Origin of the sequence: Butyrivibrio sp. MC2021, assembly GCF_000621605.1 — a bacterium.
GTDB lineage: Bacteria > Bacillota > Clostridia > Lachnospirales > Lachnospiraceae > Butyrivibrio.
The window spans coordinates 183,755-198,756 of sequence record NZ_JHXX01000003.1; the positions used below are offsets into that span (position 1 = coordinate 183,755).

Consider the following 15,002-nt stretch of genomic DNA (forward strand, 5'->3'; position numbering starts at 1 on the left):
TCCCTCCTGATCATCCGCTTACACCAGTTCGTTTATATACTTACAAATCTCACCTGCAATCTTATAATATATGTTCCTACTAAAATGATTGATGCTATCAGCATAGTCATCCTGAGAGTTAATAAAATCAGTGATATTTATGGTTCTCATCCTATCATGATCATCCACAAACTCCTGGATAATAGGATTCATCTCCCTATAGACTTCGGCCAGTCCTGCAAACTCTTCGTTATCACCTTGGTACTCCACTTCGCTGCCCATAAGCAGGATGATTATAGGCTTTCCTTTGACGTTGTCATAGATATAGTCTAGGTTTCTGAATAACAGATCTAGCGGCGTTGTTCCTACAAACTCCCACTCTTCCGCAAAGTCATCTATCATTTTCTGATCAAAAGCAAAACCGTGATTCTGGATCTCTCCGCTGATAAATCTGCCTGAAAGCGCCTTATCCGTCAGCGGATAGTTTCTGCTGGAAAAAGATATATAGCTTCCCGTGCGTTTATTCCTGTACAATCCGGAAGCCATGTCCTGAAGAAGGCTGTAGCAGATAACATGATACTCTTCCTCAAACAGCTTCGTCTTAAAGTCACCATCAATAATAAACGGCACATTATCTACGATTTCATCTATCTCTTCCTTACTGAGGTTCGCACTCTCCCAGATATGCATACTATGATTCTGGCCTGTAGTAACAAAGCCCATCTCATTTATATAGTTAAACTCTGAAGTAATACTTCCACCGCCAAGATACGGCTCAATGGAATCAAGGTCGCAGGGGCCCTTAAGAAGAATTCGTATCTTATTCTTCTTTGAAGTATCCTCGGTGATCTCAAGCTCCTTCTCTTCCTTGATCCAATCAACGACAGCATCCTTTTTTAATTCCATAGAAACAGGCCCTTTTACCTCAAACTCAGGGCATCCCAGTGAGTTATAAATATACTGCTCGATTCCCATTCCCAGGACTCTGCAGGAAAAGAGGAAATGCTCCATCTTCTTTTCCCTGGTATTGTAAACAAAGAATCCGATTATTCCATAGTCTCCGAACCTGTCTTTGCACCTGATATAGCCGCAGTCATTCCAATCGCTGCATATAAGCTTGGTCAGGAGTTTCTTATCATCGCGGTTCTTGGTGTAGTTAAGCTGATTGCTTCTTGCCACCAGATCAGCGATTCTGTCCAGATTATCAAGGCAGTCCCTGTTGATGGTAATTTTGATATCGCTGTCCTTAAGGAACTGCTCCTTGGAGCTACTTACGGCTTCTGCCCCTGTCTTTTTTTCCAGAAGCTTGTACTGCCCCAGTCTTGTATGGTTCTTATCCTTGGGGACAGTCCTGTAGAAATAATTGCATAGATAAGGGATAATATCCGGCCCCGCAACCATCAACTCCTTGGCATAGTACCTTGCTTCCTCCAGGTTCCTTGGATTGTCATCAATAAAAAGAACATTTTCAGCCCGAAGCCCCATGGTCTTGATCTTTGTGGCAATCTGCGGTCCTTTGTCCTCCCAGTTGATGTTGTTAAATACGAACAGATTCGCTATTCCAGCCCTTTCCAGCTCAGACATAACCGGCTCCTCATCATTCTTTGATGAGATGCTGTTTACAACGCCGTGATCGGTGATACTTGTGATAAGATCCGCATTTCCCATAGGAAGAATAACCTCTCCCTCACTGAGAATTCCCTGCCAGAAGGTGTCATCCATATCCCAGACGATCATCTTGATCTTCTCATAAGGGAAGTCCTCGTATACAGGGTTCTTTAGAATCTCGACAGCTCTTTGTGAAAAGAAGCTTGCCACAACGCCCTTTTCTTCATCATCCATGCGGTCCTGATCCTCGCTACTGATTATCAGCACATCAAAGGTGCCGGGCTCGTTAAATTCTATGAACTCATCCAGGCTGTTAAAGACATCCTCTGTCCTCTTTGCAATCTCGTAAAGCCTTGGATTTTCCTCAATTCCCATAACTGTGGCATAAGGAAAAATGCTCCTGATTGCCTTAAGCTCTGCTCCAAGGCCGCATCCGTAATGGAGCACCTTAAACTGTCCGTTTATGTCGTAAGGAATCTGCGAAACCACTGTTCCGCTGGCATGTGCGTATTTCAGGATGTCAAAACCGTATTTTTCCACAAAAAGATTGTGATTATCCTCAAGAAGCTTCTGATAATCAGTCTTAATAAAACTCTGGCTGCCGGCATGATAGATGAAGCTGTTCCTTACAACCATGAGCCTGTAGCCATGACGCAAAATCTCCATGGAAAGAGCATCATCCTCAAAATATCCCGGAACGAAGTCCTCATCAAAGCCTCCTACTTCGTCCCATACTTTTCTCCTGATAAGCATGGAGAATCCTGACAGTCTGACTTTTTCAAGACAAGGTCTTTCCATTGGCACATTGACCTTTTCACCGTACTTCAGGTATTCTTCAACGGTGTCAAACTCCACGTCAATTTGCTGCTTGTTTCCGGCGTAGTTGGACACACTGCCCACCGCACCGATATCTTCTGCGGAGTAAAGCGCTTTTTTCAAATGATAAACACTGTCAAACACAAGTCTTGTGTCATTGTTCAATAGATAAATATCTGCATTTGCAAAGTCCATACCAAGAACCGCCTTGGCCCCCTGGTTGCAGGCGGGACCAAATCCAACATTTTCCGTATTTCTTATAAGTAAAATGTCATCCTGCTGCGCCAGCCACTCTGCCACTCCGTCTGTGGAGGCATTATCCACCACAACTATTTTGTAAGTGCCCTTAAGAAGGTTACTTCTGATACTCTTTATGTTTTCCTGCATAAGGTAAAGGGCATTGTAGGACACGATAACAATGGCCACCCTGTTATCCACAGTGGCGACATTGGAATAGTCTCCGGAAGTGACATTCTTATCCTTTTTGTTCTGAATATCGTCCTCCCAGATCTCCTTGTAGCCTTCCTTATATTCCATCTGCGCTGCCTGAAGCATCTGCTTGGGCGAGAGCTTCGCCTGATACTCGGGATTATCGAATAGATTCTTATTATCCTCCCTTACTGTGTGACCTTTTTCAAAAGAAATAGAATGAAAATCCCTGGAAAGCCACTCAAAGTCCCTGTCGCAAATTGTGTTCACATCAAAGAAAGTGCCTCCCTGCCTGAAGGAATGCCACTCTCTAAGCTTGTAGACTGTGGGATATTTCAGAGCCACATAGGTTCCGTAGGTCTCAAACTCACTGAAAGCGGAAGACTGAATCTGATCTTCCGGAATAGAATTAATTATTTTCTCCCAGAAGGTTGTTCCGGGAATAGAATCGTTCTTTTCGATATCAACAAGAAGAGCCTGCATAATATCTGTTCTAAAGAGCATGTGCTCAGAAATAAAGGAGCGCTCAATCACCTTGGAAAAACCCGGCAGGAGCCTTCCCATGGTTTCGAAATACTCTTTATGATACTCGTGCTTAAGGTCAATATAGGGTTTCCCGGATTCCTCCTGGAACATCACTATGTCCTTACATGGAATAGTGTCACCATCCCAAACCATGTAGTATTCGTCAGTACACATGCGGGAATACTGCATCTTCAGGAATTGCTGATAATACCAGCCCGTAACACCTCTGGGCAGAGCCTGCCCCTTAAGGAGATTCTCCATCTTTTTGGTCATGCAGGCATGGACCTCATTAAAGGGGATGATACTGTCCTCGTTAATAAAGCCTGCGCTGTTTCCGATATTGGGATCACCGCTCACAAGGTTACCTACTCCATCTGTTCCCACAAAGCAGACCTGGCCGTATTTCATGTGACTAATCAACCTTGGGTAAAGAGATAATAATCTTTCGCAATCCTTCGGGGTGATGACTATCAAAGTGTTAAACAATTTATTATTCATATTTCTCCTTAACCGCATCGAGCAAATTATCGCAATAGCGTAAATTAATTGTAACATATATATGCATTAAATTGTTTGACTCACTGATAATATCCTCATGGACAAAAAAAGCACTGTGCTTTCACACAGTGCTTAAATCCATAAATGTCAATTCTTTTGATCAAGAAATTGCGGTGGAATATCTTTGAAATTATTCATAGTCTGATAATAATTAAATGCCACAGCTGAACTCTTCTTATTACTTTCAAGCCTCTGCCTCGTAGCACTGAAATACTGCTCGGCCAGCTTCTTATTCCTGTGCTCATGAGCCTCAATGGATGAACTTCTGTCCATAACCTCATGAATAAGATTCTGTAGTCTTGCTATCTGATCCTTATACTGCCCCTTGTTATCACCAAGCTCTTCTTTAATCCTATCGAATAAGGACTGGAAGCCTTCATCCAACATAAGCAGCTGGTCCACCAGCTCACCCTTCTTTTCAACAGTATCATCAAAGGTCTGCTCATCAACCTCATCAGAATTCTTCAAAACTTCAGTCTGCCTGTCATTTTCTTTTTCGATAAGGTCCATAACCTCAATCTTCTTAATAAGGCTGTCCTCCAGCATGTCCAAACTAGAAGCTATCATCCCAGTCTCCTCTTATGCATCCTTAACCATTACATGGTTAGCTTTCATGACTTCAACCCAATTGTCTCTTATTGCATGCATGTGCTTGTTGACCTCAGCAACGATTTCTCTGTCCTTACTGATGTTAGCTTCAACAAGTCTCCTTGCAATATAAGAATACATGTTTTCAAAGTCCTGAGCAACAGGATACTTCATGTCCAGCGTACTTCTTAAGTATTCAATAATGCGCTCTGTCTTGATAATATTCTCATGAGCCTTGAATATATCATTCTTTTCAATGGCAAAATCAGCTATATTTAGGAATTTAATAGCCCCGTCATAAAGCATAAGAGTAAGCTCCGGACCGGAGGCACTCATGATCTTATTATTTTTATACTGTGCATAAGCCTTCTGTTGAGTTGTAAGTACTGGCATATTTACTCCCTCGCATTCTATATTTATTTATAGTAATTCTCTTATGCTATCAACTGCCGCCTCCGAAGAATCCTGACAATGAACCACTTGAGCTGTTTATCTTACTAAGTGCTGTCTCCATCTTGGAGAACTTCTTATAGTATTTATCCTGTGCAGCCTCCAAAGCGCTCTGGGCATCGGAAATCTTGGTATTGTACGCACTATACTGAGAAGCCATAAGCTTATCTTCATAGATAGTAAATGCACTGCTGTACTGAGTGCCCTTCATAAGATCCGAAAGCTTGGTATACATTGATCTGGACAATTGTGTAAACAGATCCTGTACCATAGAAGGATCATTTGAAATAGCTGCCTTCAGTAGATCTGTATTTCCACTTGTTGACTCGTCATCAGGATCTCCATCAATATGAAGAAGGTCTCTGTCATTCTCTTCAGTGGAGAAATAACTTCCGGTAGAAATTCCCAGGGATGCCAGGGAATACTTCTGTTTGGTACCATCTTTTAAGGTAACCTCAAATGAACTTGCAACGATATCCCTTAGTGCTGTTCGTATAGTTCCAATTGTATCGTCACCACTAAGAAGTCCGGATTTTATCTTATTTTCCCATTCCTCAACTTCCTTATCGCTCATGGCGTCCTTCTCATCGTCAGTGAGCATCTTATATTTTGTGGCCTTATCAGCATTATAAAGAGTTGAGAACTCTTTCATAATGTCATTGTATTCTTTTACCAGCTTCTTGATATTGTCATAAATTCCACTTGTGTCCTGCTTGGTGGTAAGTGTTATATTCTGAGCCTCCTCATTGGCTGTAATTGTAAGTCCATTTATCTGGAAGGTGTTGCTGTCGGATTCATACTTTTCGCCATTAAGAGTGATCGAAGCTTTAGATCCAGGCTGAACAGTTCCTGTTGAAAGGCCAAGGGCAGCTGCCGCTTCACTAGTATCAAAAGAAAAGTTCGCTGAAGTTCCGGTTTCCTTTCCAGCAACAAAGAATCTTCCTGTGCTCTCATCAAAGTTGAAATTGAGCTTGTCGCCGGCTTCTTCCTTAAGTCTGCTAAGTACATCAGCTATAGTATCTCCTGAAGATACAGATATTGACTTACTTTCACCTCCAACTGTAAAAGTGATTTCATCGCCATCAAATCCGTCGATATCTCCCAGTTCTGTAGAGAGTTTAGCTTTTTCTGTTCCGGCCTTCACCTCTTTGCCGCTCATATATGAAGCCTTGGCAAGACTGGTGATGCTCAGGGTCTGAACTGCATCCATCGCATTTTCGCCTGTAACAACAGACACAGCACTGGAATTAGAAGCAGTTGTGGTCTTTTTGGTATATGCTGTTGAAAATCTCATGGAGCTGAGCGCCCCATTATAGAAGGAAACGACCTTCTTGTTAAGTTCTTTCCATTTATCCTGTTTCCAGGTTAGTTTTTTCTGATCGCCCTTGAAATTATCAAGCTTCGTCTGCTTGGAACTGGTCAAAGCAGTTATGATGCTTTCAGTATCAAGGCCGGAATTCATTCCAGTTATTCTGATAGGCATAATATCTCTCCTTTCTCAATCCTTGAGCTTACCGAATGGAAATCCTTTTCCATAGAGGTTACCTACAGTTATCTCTTTTCGTCCACCAAAATGCCCGCAATCTCCCAGACCTTGGCGATCATATCCAAAGTCTCGTCAGGAGGAAACTCCTTGATGACCTTCTTGGTGTCCTTGTCCACCATCTTGATGGTCACTCTGTTGGTCTTGTCATGAATTCCAAATACAGCCTCTGCATTGGAACTCATCTTCTTGGCCATCTGTGAAATAGCCTTTCTGACCTTCTCATTGTCTGCCTGGATCTGTTCCTCAGTCTCTGCGATATGGTTCTGGGATTGTGTAAAGGCCTGGGCTCCGCTTTGGCTATCATTATTAGAGCCGGCTGAATTATCAGCAGCTTCCACTTTGAGCTCCATGCCCTGAGCAGCTTTGGCTTCCATATTTACAATCTCAGACTGAGACTGACTCTGTTCCTGGACTTTCGTCTTTACCTGGGGCTGAGCCTGCTGCAAAAGTGGGCTAAACCCGTTAATCGCTTCCATTCCCATAATCCTATACCTCCATGTCAGAATCAGGAAAAATCCTTAAAAAAGGACAGTTCTATTTATCCTTTATATCGGACATGAATTATAAATCTTTATATTATATCTGTTGGTATAGGTGAGAATTAATAGAAATTTTAGAATTTACATTTTAAATGGTAAGTACTTCTTTTAATAATTTCTCATAGGAAAAATCTCTTAAAACCTTTTCCTGGCCTCGTCTTGCTATTTCCTTTCGTTCATCCTCATGTTCAAGATAATATCCGGTCTTTTCAATCATATCTTCCGGAGAATAGGCCATAACCAGCTCTTCTCCATCAATGAAGTACTCTGCTATTTCAGCCTGATAGTTAGTGATAAGAAATCCTCCGGCAGCAAGAATATCAATTACTCTAAGCGGAATACCGGACAATATAGATCTTAAGGTAATGTTCAGGTTAACCTTACTTTTATGAAATACCCTTGGCATTTTTGTCATATAATTTGCAGTTCCAAGATTACAAACATTTTCAATGGGCTTAGCTCCGGGCATAGTATATAGAACAGTATCAAAGCGTTCCCCCATCTCTTGAAGAATATTGTGACGTTCATTTACCGTAACTTTTTTCCTAAGAATATCCAGCATAACATTGTCATAATCAATCTCATATTTACCTGTGTCCTCAAACTTTATATACTCCCGAAGTTCTCTAATCTTTTCATATGGAAAAATTGCTGGCTCAGTAAATAGATCAGCCCCAAAGATACTCTCCTGTGCCTTAATAACGGCATCTGTATACCCCTTTAATGCAGGCGGAAGATATTTCACTCTGTCATAGTAATTGTGTTCATTGTCGTATAGGTTGCCTAAAAAACACACATCATGCTCGTATACTATATTCCCACCGGTTTCAGCATCCATATCATCACATAGCTTTTGGAGGCGCTGTGAATTAACCGCCAAAGTACTATATCTTATTGTGCTATATCCTTTTTGACAAAGCCTTTCATATAAAACCTTGTCAAAAACATAAACTCTATTAACTGAATTCCCAATTGTATGGGAATCCAATGTATAATGTGGGCAGTCAAACACCCATGAAATATATGGAATATCATATTTCTGACACGCTTCTGACAACGCAGGAATATAGTCAAAGCTGAATACACAATCATAGTTTTTTTTGCCATCCAGCTTATTTATCGCTTTTTCCTCAAAGACTCTTAAAGTCTCGGAATTCAATTCGTAATTGCCTGTATTAAACTTAATCAAATCTATGTGATGCCCTAGTTTTCTCATAGCATCACGACAATCCTCTCCATTAAATTCATCCCAGCTGTAGTAAAGAATATTCATGACAGTTTTCCTCAAAATATAGAAACAGCGGCTGTCATCTGTCGATAACAGCCGCCGGGACTCTTTTCTAAAACATCATAACAGCTTCTTGAGTTCATCAAGGCTGGAAACATCTGTTGCCTGCTTATTCTCCTGCTGAATCTGAAGGTATACTTCCTTACGATAGATCGGAATCTCCTTAGGAGCTGCGATTCCAAGCTTTACCTGATCCCCTCTGATATCCAATACAGTAATCTCGATGTTGTTGTTAATCATTATTGCTTCGTTCTTTTTTCTGGATAATGCTAACATTCTTTTTCTCCCTCCATGGTTGTGTAATTAGTGTTAGTGTCTCTCAGGCATTCTCTTTGTTTTTCTGCAGAATATCATAGATAGGGAACTTTACAGGATAGTCGTCGTTATCAATAATAGTCTGGCTTGCCTTCATCTCTTTTACATTGATGATGAAAGGGCCTTTTAAGTTAACTGTCATCTGCTTGAGGTCGTGAGGTACGGTAACTGTTACCAGAACCAGCATCTCTGTGTCGTCAAGTTCCCCAATGTCAGTTATACTTAGGCGGTCAACCTGAGGATTGTAATCAGGACAAACAATAAGTGGATCCATTACAGGCATAGCAAAACCGGGTTCTTCAATGGATTGAAGCCACTTGATAGTATCTGATCCCTTCTCTGAATCGTACATAAGAGTGAAACGCTTGAGATCAGGGAATCCGATAATGCCGTTTGGAAAAGAGATTATCTTGCTATCTTCGATTTCAACTTCGCCAAAAATCCTAGTTGTTAATTTCATGTCGTAACCTCCATAGTCCTTTCTAGACACTACTACATAATTATTGTATACGATTTTTCGATATATTTCTATAAAAAATTTATAATGATGCCCACTACAGACTGATGATATACGGATTGCTCCGCAAAATGCGCTCTCGCAATCCTACAAGGATTCGGAAATCGGCGCACTCACTTAGGCTCGTGCTCCTTTTTTCCTCATCCTTGTTCGGGTCCTTCATTCATGCACCTTTGCATATAAATATGCACGGTGCCTGACCTCGTCCCCTATATCATCAGATATAGTTCATCAAACTCGTCTGGCTAATTTTGCCGGTGGCCATCAGGGATGCCTCGTAGGTGACCTGGGCGGAGGTGAGGCGGGTGGCGGCCTCAGCGATGTCCACGTCTTCGTTCTCAGACTGGAGGGTCTGGAAAGTGGTGGTCTGGGTCATAAGGCGGGAATTGATAAGGTCCAGGCGCTTGGAGCGGGTTCCGTTGTCAGTTACCGCGATGTTGGCAACGTCAAGGCACTGCTGCATGGATGTGATCTTGTGCTCGAACTCCTTCTGGATCTGCTGACGAAGGTGGTCGTAGACCTTGGTAGCGGAAGCGATATCCACATCCAGCTTGGCGCGGTAGTCCGCATCGGTGGAGCCATCCCTCTTTTCCCGGAGGGTCTTGATGGTTCCGTTTATCTGCTGGAGCTCATTGAGGATAGTTCTGAGGTCCTCCACATTTCTCTTTACATCTGTGGTGAAAACCGCATCAGCGGTGGTATTAACTATTACCGACTGGGCAAATCCCACGTCGTAGGCGATGTTATGGGCTGCATTTCCTTTGTTGTAGCGGATCAGATTGCCGTGGGTGTCTGTGTAATCACAGGCAAAAAGGTTCTCGGGTCTGATATCTCCGCTTTCCCATTCCTTTTTATCGTAAATAACATCAATACATCTGGTATTGATAAGATCCGGCATAGTTACCAGCTTGTCCTCCAGCTCTTTGTTAAGGAGGATCTCCCCGGTGGCGGCATTGAGGTATGCTCTGGCCCCGGTGGGATGCTCGTAGAGATCCATATATGCGTCATCGATCTCCTCCTGGCCGGTGGTGGAGTAAATAATGTTCTGATAGCCGATGTCGAGGGTGGACTCCTTGTAGGAACTGCTGACACTACCGTTGCCCGTCACCTGAATTATGTTATTGGAGGTGGTTCCATCGGCGTTCTCGGTATATCTTTCATCAATAATCGTGTAGGTTCCGTCACTGTTAACGGTGGCCTTGAAGCCCTCTTCGTTGAGCTGGATCTGGTAGGTCTGGCCGATGGCAGGTAAAAGAGGAAGATTCACACTGTAGTTCTTTCCATCCGCATTGTAATTAATTGCGGATACGCTTCTGGAATCGATGCTGGTCTGAGCAGCTGCTATGCCGGCTCCCAGATGGTCGCTGTCCACGATTCCGTTGGGGTCTACAATGATAGCCGGCGCGGACTTGTCACCGTTAATATATACGTTGTAGTTACCGGTGTTGGTCACTGCCACTTCGTAGCTGTTTCCGCCCTCGTCGATAACCTTGTAATTCTTCTCTCCGTCGGGATCCACAGGAATCGAAACATATCTGGTCTCGTTGTTTTCTGTGGTATAGGTGATGTTGACCACCTGCGTTGTCTGGGTTACGGTACTGGTGGCGGGCTGGGTCAGCATCTCACGCCACTTGAGAGTAGCCTTGGTGTTGCCCTGGGCGATGGGATCATCCAAGGGATCCTTGTAGTTCAGGTTGTTATAGGAAAGTCTGATCCTGCCAACAGTGGTCTCTATGATCTCACTCTGCTTAACAGCTGCAGCGCTTTCACTTACCAGATCCTTGGCGTCCAGAAGGTGCTTTCCGATCATTCTCTTTGACTCGGAAATATCCACAGCGTCGAACTCGTCGTTGATGTTGGTATAATCAGCAGAGGTGGTTTTATCGAAAGTAAGCGGTGTATCTGTTCTGTATCCGGTAAAAATGTATCTTCCTGCGTAGTCCACATTTCCTGTGGCGTAGTACTCTTTTGCCAGGGAGTCCAGCTGGGAAATGATGATATCCAGGTCATCCACGGTGAGATCCATGTTGGCGCCCTTGGTGGCCTGTTTTACGCAGTCAGTAAGAACCGAGGTGACGGTGGAAAGTGCATCTCCTGTGACATCCAGCCAGCTCTCGGCGTCCTTACAGTTTTTCTCATAATATTGTGAAAGTTGGGTAACGTTGCTTCTAAGGCGAAGTGCCCTGATAGCTATGACAGGATCATCCGAAGGACGGGTTATTTTCTTGCCGGTGGCCATCATGGTGTTCCACTGGTCCTCGGTGATCTTATTATTATTGATATTGTAGAGCGAATTGTTCTGCATTATTTTATTTGTGATGCGCATAGTATTGCCTCCAAAGACAATCCTTGTCTGTAAAAAAAGCGCATCCATGCATAACATCTTCATTTTCACTATGTTTATCGGCATGGGGCTCTCAAAACTTAAGAGCATATGTAAAGAGCCCGGGGCCTAGACGATCCATGTGAAAATGTAAATTTGCATTTCCACATGAATCGTCCAGATCCCCGGGCAGCTTAGTGTCTCGAAATTATTTAATTGTGTACTTCAACTTTATCTTTCCCTTGAAATTACCCTTACCGGTAATAGTCAGAGTTGCATCGCCCTTCTTCTTGAAGTTCTTATAAGAAACTGTGTAGTCCTTGCCTTCAACAAGAGTTTTCTTCTTTCCCTTCACATTGACAAATTCTACTGTAGGAGAGGGTTTTACGCCGTCCTTGGAGTAGGTGAAGCTGGTTTGGGAGAGCTTGGCGGTAACTTTTGAGTCGGATTTACTTATGTCCAGGGGATTGATCTGGAAGGTGACAAAGGTTTCACCAAAGAACCTCTCTCCTCTTCCGTAGATTCCCATGCAGGCCTTTCCCGCATCAGAGTCTATGCAGAGAACGAAGTAGTCTCGTTCCTTAACAAGCTCTTCGCCCTTGTAAGTAACCTTCACATCAGGCTCGATCCAATGGCCGTTGTACACCTGGGCCTTTACTTTTCCCACCTTTGCCTTGCTTATCAGCGTCTTGTTATCGATGACTACCCGGATATAATTAAAAACATTGGTATAGCCTTCCGCGGATCTTATGTAAATACGGCTCTCGCCTACATTTGTAAAATCGCCAAATTCATCGGTGGTATCATAGTCGAAGATAAAGTGCTTGCCTTCCTTGAGCACTATGGTCTTTCCATTCAGCTCTGCTGTAATGGTAGGCTTTGGCTTATGAACCTTTCCGTCATACTCATAATAGTATACTTGCTTTGAAATCTGAACATTGTGCAGTATCACTTCGTTGATGTAAAAATCGTAATACTGCTCCTTTACATCAGCATATTTTCCCTTGAAGGTTATAGTGATGGTGGCCTTGCCTGGCTTAACGTTATTGGCATAGCTGAGCTTATAGTGCTTGCCGGAGGTAAGCTTCTTGTTTCCGTCGAAAACAAGGAAAGTGTCAGGCTTCTGGGCCTTTCCGGTGTAATAAAACCACTTATTGTTGTACTTGTTACTTCCTATAAACCAGATTCCATCGGGGATATCCTCAGGCGAAGTAAACTTCATGTACTTGCGGACAGCCACCGGGACATCTCCCCATTTTTTCGCTTCGGGGTTGCTTCCCCCCTCAACGGTTCCGATGATTGTGATGTCCTCTATGACAATGGTCTTGTCAAAATCGAACTCCATCGCCTTCTTGGCTGAGCCGTCACTGGTGTAATAATAGCTGAAAGAAATGCTCTGCTTCTCTCCCAGCTTAAGGGCCGTAAGATCTGGCTTTGTGGCCTTCTCACCGCACTTAACCTTCTGGGTCGGAATATCCAGCTTTTTCTTTCCGTTTTTTATCTGAACAAATTTAACAGTGCACTCCCTGTCAGGATAAACAGGGTGGAAAACAGGCTCCAGATCCTTCATGCCGATGTCTTCTGCCTTCACATCCTTCCAGGATCTGTCCCCGGCATTGTAATAAACCTCAATTCCCTTGGGGCAGCCATCAAATACCTGGATTCTGACATCATCATCCACCTGAGGCTTTCTTCCTAAAAATGTGACTTTTTTAAGCTTGCTGCAATCGTTAAAGGCACCTTCCGCAACCCTTAATACCTGTTCTCCGAAGGTAACGCTGCTGATTCCCGTATTATAAAACATCTGGATTCTTATATGGTCAATGCCCTTGGGGATCACAACGTCCCCCGTTAGATTGGAGCAGTTCTTAAATGCATAGAATCCCAGCTCCTGCAGATTCTCCGGAAGATCCAGTGTTCCCTTGACCTCAGCCCCCATCAGAGCGCATCTTCCGATATGGGTCAGAGTCTTGGGAAAAGTCATCTTTCCCCTGATAGGAGTGTCATATTTCGGATCCTCCATCACAAAGGCAGAAGAGCCCAAATATGTGAGTTTGGTAAAGCCATTAAGCCTGATCTCCTTGCCGCAATTAAATCCATAAAAAGCATAATCACCGATGTACTGGACATTTTTAGGAATTTCTACCACATCCGCATCAGTATCCATCACACTGAAGGCTCCATAGCCTATGTAGGTGGTATTCTCCGGGATTACCAATCCGGGAATAGTTCCTATGTCAAAAAAGCAATGGGAACCGAATTCAGTCAGGGACTTGGGGAATGGATCAAATTTCACCTCGTTTGGCCAGCGTCTTTCAGCCAGTTTGTAAAAAGAGTAGGCTCCTACCCTTGTGATTCCCTCCCCGAAGGTTACGCTCTTTATATCCTCTTCATGCCAGGGAACCACATTTTCCTCAGAGTAGTCCCACATGGGGCCGGTTCCCTCCACCACGAAATGTCCGTTTTCATCTATGGACCAGGTGGCCTTATCACCGCACTTATCGGAGATCTTTTCCCCAAGATAGTGCCAGCCCACGCCCTGGAAGCTCTTGGCAACGGCCTCTTTCTTTGCCTCTGTCCAGGTCTTGTTGCTTTTGAGATAATACACCGATGCCCTTATCTCTCCAAAGGCATTTTCTCCCACTTCAGGAGCATCACCGTTAAACTCAACTCTTCTGACTTTCGCCTTGCAAAAGGCCTCTTTTCCTATCTTTTTAACACTCTTGGGAAAAGAGAATTTGGACATATTTTTGCATCCATAAAATGCTCTGTCGCCTATTTCAACCAGATGGTCTGAAAAAAAGATCTCATTGGCATAGACTTCATAGAAGGCACCACCGGTGATGGTTTTCATATTTGCGTTGATCTTCAGGTTTCCGGAATAGATCTTGGCACTGTAAAAAGCGTATTCCTCAATGCTAGTCACGTTTTCCGGAATCACCACATCCTTATAGAATGAAACTCCCTGAAAAGCTCTTTTTCCGATGGATTTAACCGTTGAAGGAATATTGAAAACATTGTCGTTTTTAAATTCCAGTGAAACATCAATGAAATTGCCCGCACCGATCCTGGTGATTCCTTCGCCGATAACAATTCTCTTGATAGAATCCTTCCAGTAGTACCAGGGAGTATCCCACTTGGTCTCGTAGTCCTTGATGGCGCCCTTACCTGTAATAGTCAGGGTCCTGGTGGACGTATCATACTTCCAGTTAACATCGTCGCTGGCAGTACTGCCGCAGCTTCCGGATGTGGCGCCCTCGCTCTGGAAGTCCATATCCTCCGGCTCTTCTTCCTGAGCGCCTTCATCAATAAGAATCTCTTCCTCAGATTCCTCCGATTCCTCGATCAGAGCCTCCTCTTCCAAGGCCTCCTCCGTCAAAAGTTCCTCATCCAGCAAAAATTCCTCGTCCATACAAAAGCCATGAACCGAGGAATTGGCAATCATTGCCCCACAGAGTACTCCCCCCAGAAATACCCTTAACACATTCTTTTTCATACACACTCTCTCCATAGTCTTAAGA

At 43.5% G+C, this 15,002-nt stretch carries 10 protein-coding genes; all 10 read right to left on the reverse strand.

Annotation, left to right across the window (positions count from 1 at the left end):
• Positions 1 to 18: 18 nt before the first annotated feature.
• Positions 19 to 3,855 carry an HAD-IIIC family phosphatase gene (locus tag T359_RS21510; protein ID WP_197027079.1) on the reverse strand — a complete coding sequence of 1,279 codons (3,837 nt, stop codon included), beginning with the start codon at positions 3,853 to 3,855 and terminating at the stop codon, positions 19 to 21.
• 147 nt (positions 3,856 to 4,002) lie between these two features.
• Entirely contained in the window at positions 4,003 to 4,482 is a 480-nt protein-coding gene (locus tag T359_RS0108860; protein ID WP_026517160.1) for a hypothetical protein, read from the reverse strand.
• 12 nt (positions 4,483 to 4,494) lie between these two features.
• Complete coding sequence (fliS, locus tag T359_RS0108865) at positions 4,495 to 4,896, reverse strand: flagellar export chaperone FliS (RefSeq protein WP_026517161.1); 402 nt, start codon at positions 4,894 to 4,896, stop codon at positions 4,495 to 4,497.
• 49 nt (positions 4,897 to 4,945) lie between these two features.
• Complete coding sequence (gene fliD, locus T359_RS0108870) at positions 4,946 to 6,436, reverse strand: flagellar filament capping protein FliD (RefSeq protein ID WP_026517162.1); 1,491 nt, start codon at positions 6,434 to 6,436, stop codon at positions 4,946 to 4,948.
• A 68-nt stretch (positions 6,437 to 6,504) separates the two neighbouring features.
• Positions 6,505 to 6,981: a flagellar protein FlaG gene (locus tag T359_RS22155; RefSeq protein WP_026517163.1), complete on the reverse strand. Its 477-nt coding sequence runs from the start codon at positions 6,979 to 6,981 to the stop codon at positions 6,505 to 6,507.
• 145 nt (positions 6,982 to 7,126) lie between these two features.
• Positions 7,127 to 8,311: a CgeB family protein gene (locus T359_RS0108880; RefSeq protein WP_026517164.1), complete on the reverse strand. Its 1,185-nt coding sequence runs from the start codon at positions 8,309 to 8,311 to the stop codon at positions 7,127 to 7,129.
• 75 nt (positions 8,312 to 8,386) lie between these two features.
• On the reverse strand, positions 8,387 to 8,602 hold the full coding sequence (gene csrA / locus T359_RS0108885; protein WP_026517165.1) for a carbon storage regulator CsrA: 216 nt from the start codon (positions 8,600 to 8,602) through the stop codon (positions 8,387 to 8,389).
• Between the two features lie 43 nt (positions 8,603 to 8,645).
• On the reverse strand, positions 8,646 to 9,101 hold the full coding sequence (gene fliW / locus T359_RS0108890) for a flagellar assembly protein FliW (RefSeq protein ID WP_026517166.1): 456 nt from the start codon (positions 9,099 to 9,101) through the stop codon (positions 8,646 to 8,648).
• 274 nt (positions 9,102 to 9,375) lie between these two features.
• The gene (locus tag T359_RS21520; protein WP_051545178.1) at positions 9,376 to 11,484 is read right to left on the reverse strand and encodes a flagellin N-terminal helical domain-containing protein; all 2,109 of its coding nucleotides are present in this window, start codon (positions 11,482 to 11,484) and stop codon (positions 9,376 to 9,378) included.
• Positions 11,485 to 11,689: 205 nt separating this feature from the next.
• Positions 11,690 to 14,977 carry a leucine-rich repeat domain-containing protein gene (locus T359_RS0108900; protein ID WP_026517167.1) on the reverse strand — a complete coding sequence of 1,096 codons (3,288 nt, stop codon included), beginning with the start codon at positions 14,975 to 14,977 and terminating at the stop codon, positions 11,690 to 11,692.
• Between the last annotated feature and the right edge of the window lie 25 nt (positions 14,978 to 15,002).

Coding starts and splice junctions, on each gene's coding strand:
- T359_RS21510 (WP_197027079.1), bottom strand. CDS start 3,855: ATGAATAATAAATTGTTTAACACTTTGATAGTCATCACCCCGAAGGAT.
- T359_RS0108860 (WP_026517160.1), bottom strand. CDS start 4,482: ATGATAGCTTCTAGTTTGGACATGCTGGAGGACAGCCTTATTAAGAAG.
- fliS (WP_026517161.1), bottom strand. CDS start 4,896: ATGCCAGTACTTACAACTCAACAGAAGGCTTATGCACAGTATAAAAAT.
- fliD (WP_026517162.1), bottom strand. CDS start 6,436: ATGCCTATCAGAATAACTGGAATGAATTCCGGCCTTGATACTGAAAGC.
- T359_RS22155 (WP_026517163.1), bottom strand. CDS start 6,981: ATGGGAATGGAAGCGATTAACGGGTTTAGCCCACTTTTGCAGCAGGCT.
- T359_RS0108880 (WP_026517164.1), bottom strand. CDS start 8,311: ATGAATATTCTTTACTACAGCTGGGATGAATTTAATGGAGAGGATTGT.
- csrA (WP_026517165.1), bottom strand. CDS start 8,602: ATGTTAGCATTATCCAGAAAAAAGAACGAAGCAATAATGATTAACAAC.
- fliW (WP_026517166.1), bottom strand. CDS start 9,101: ATGAAATTAACAACTAGGATTTTTGGCGAAGTTGAAATCGAAGATAGC.
- T359_RS21520 (WP_051545178.1), bottom strand. CDS start 11,484: ATGCGCATCACAAATAAAATAATGCAGAACAATTCGCTCTACAATATC.
- T359_RS0108900 (WP_026517167.1), bottom strand. CDS start 14,977: ATGAAAAAGAATGTGTTAAGGGTATTTCTGGGGGGAGTACTCTGTGGG.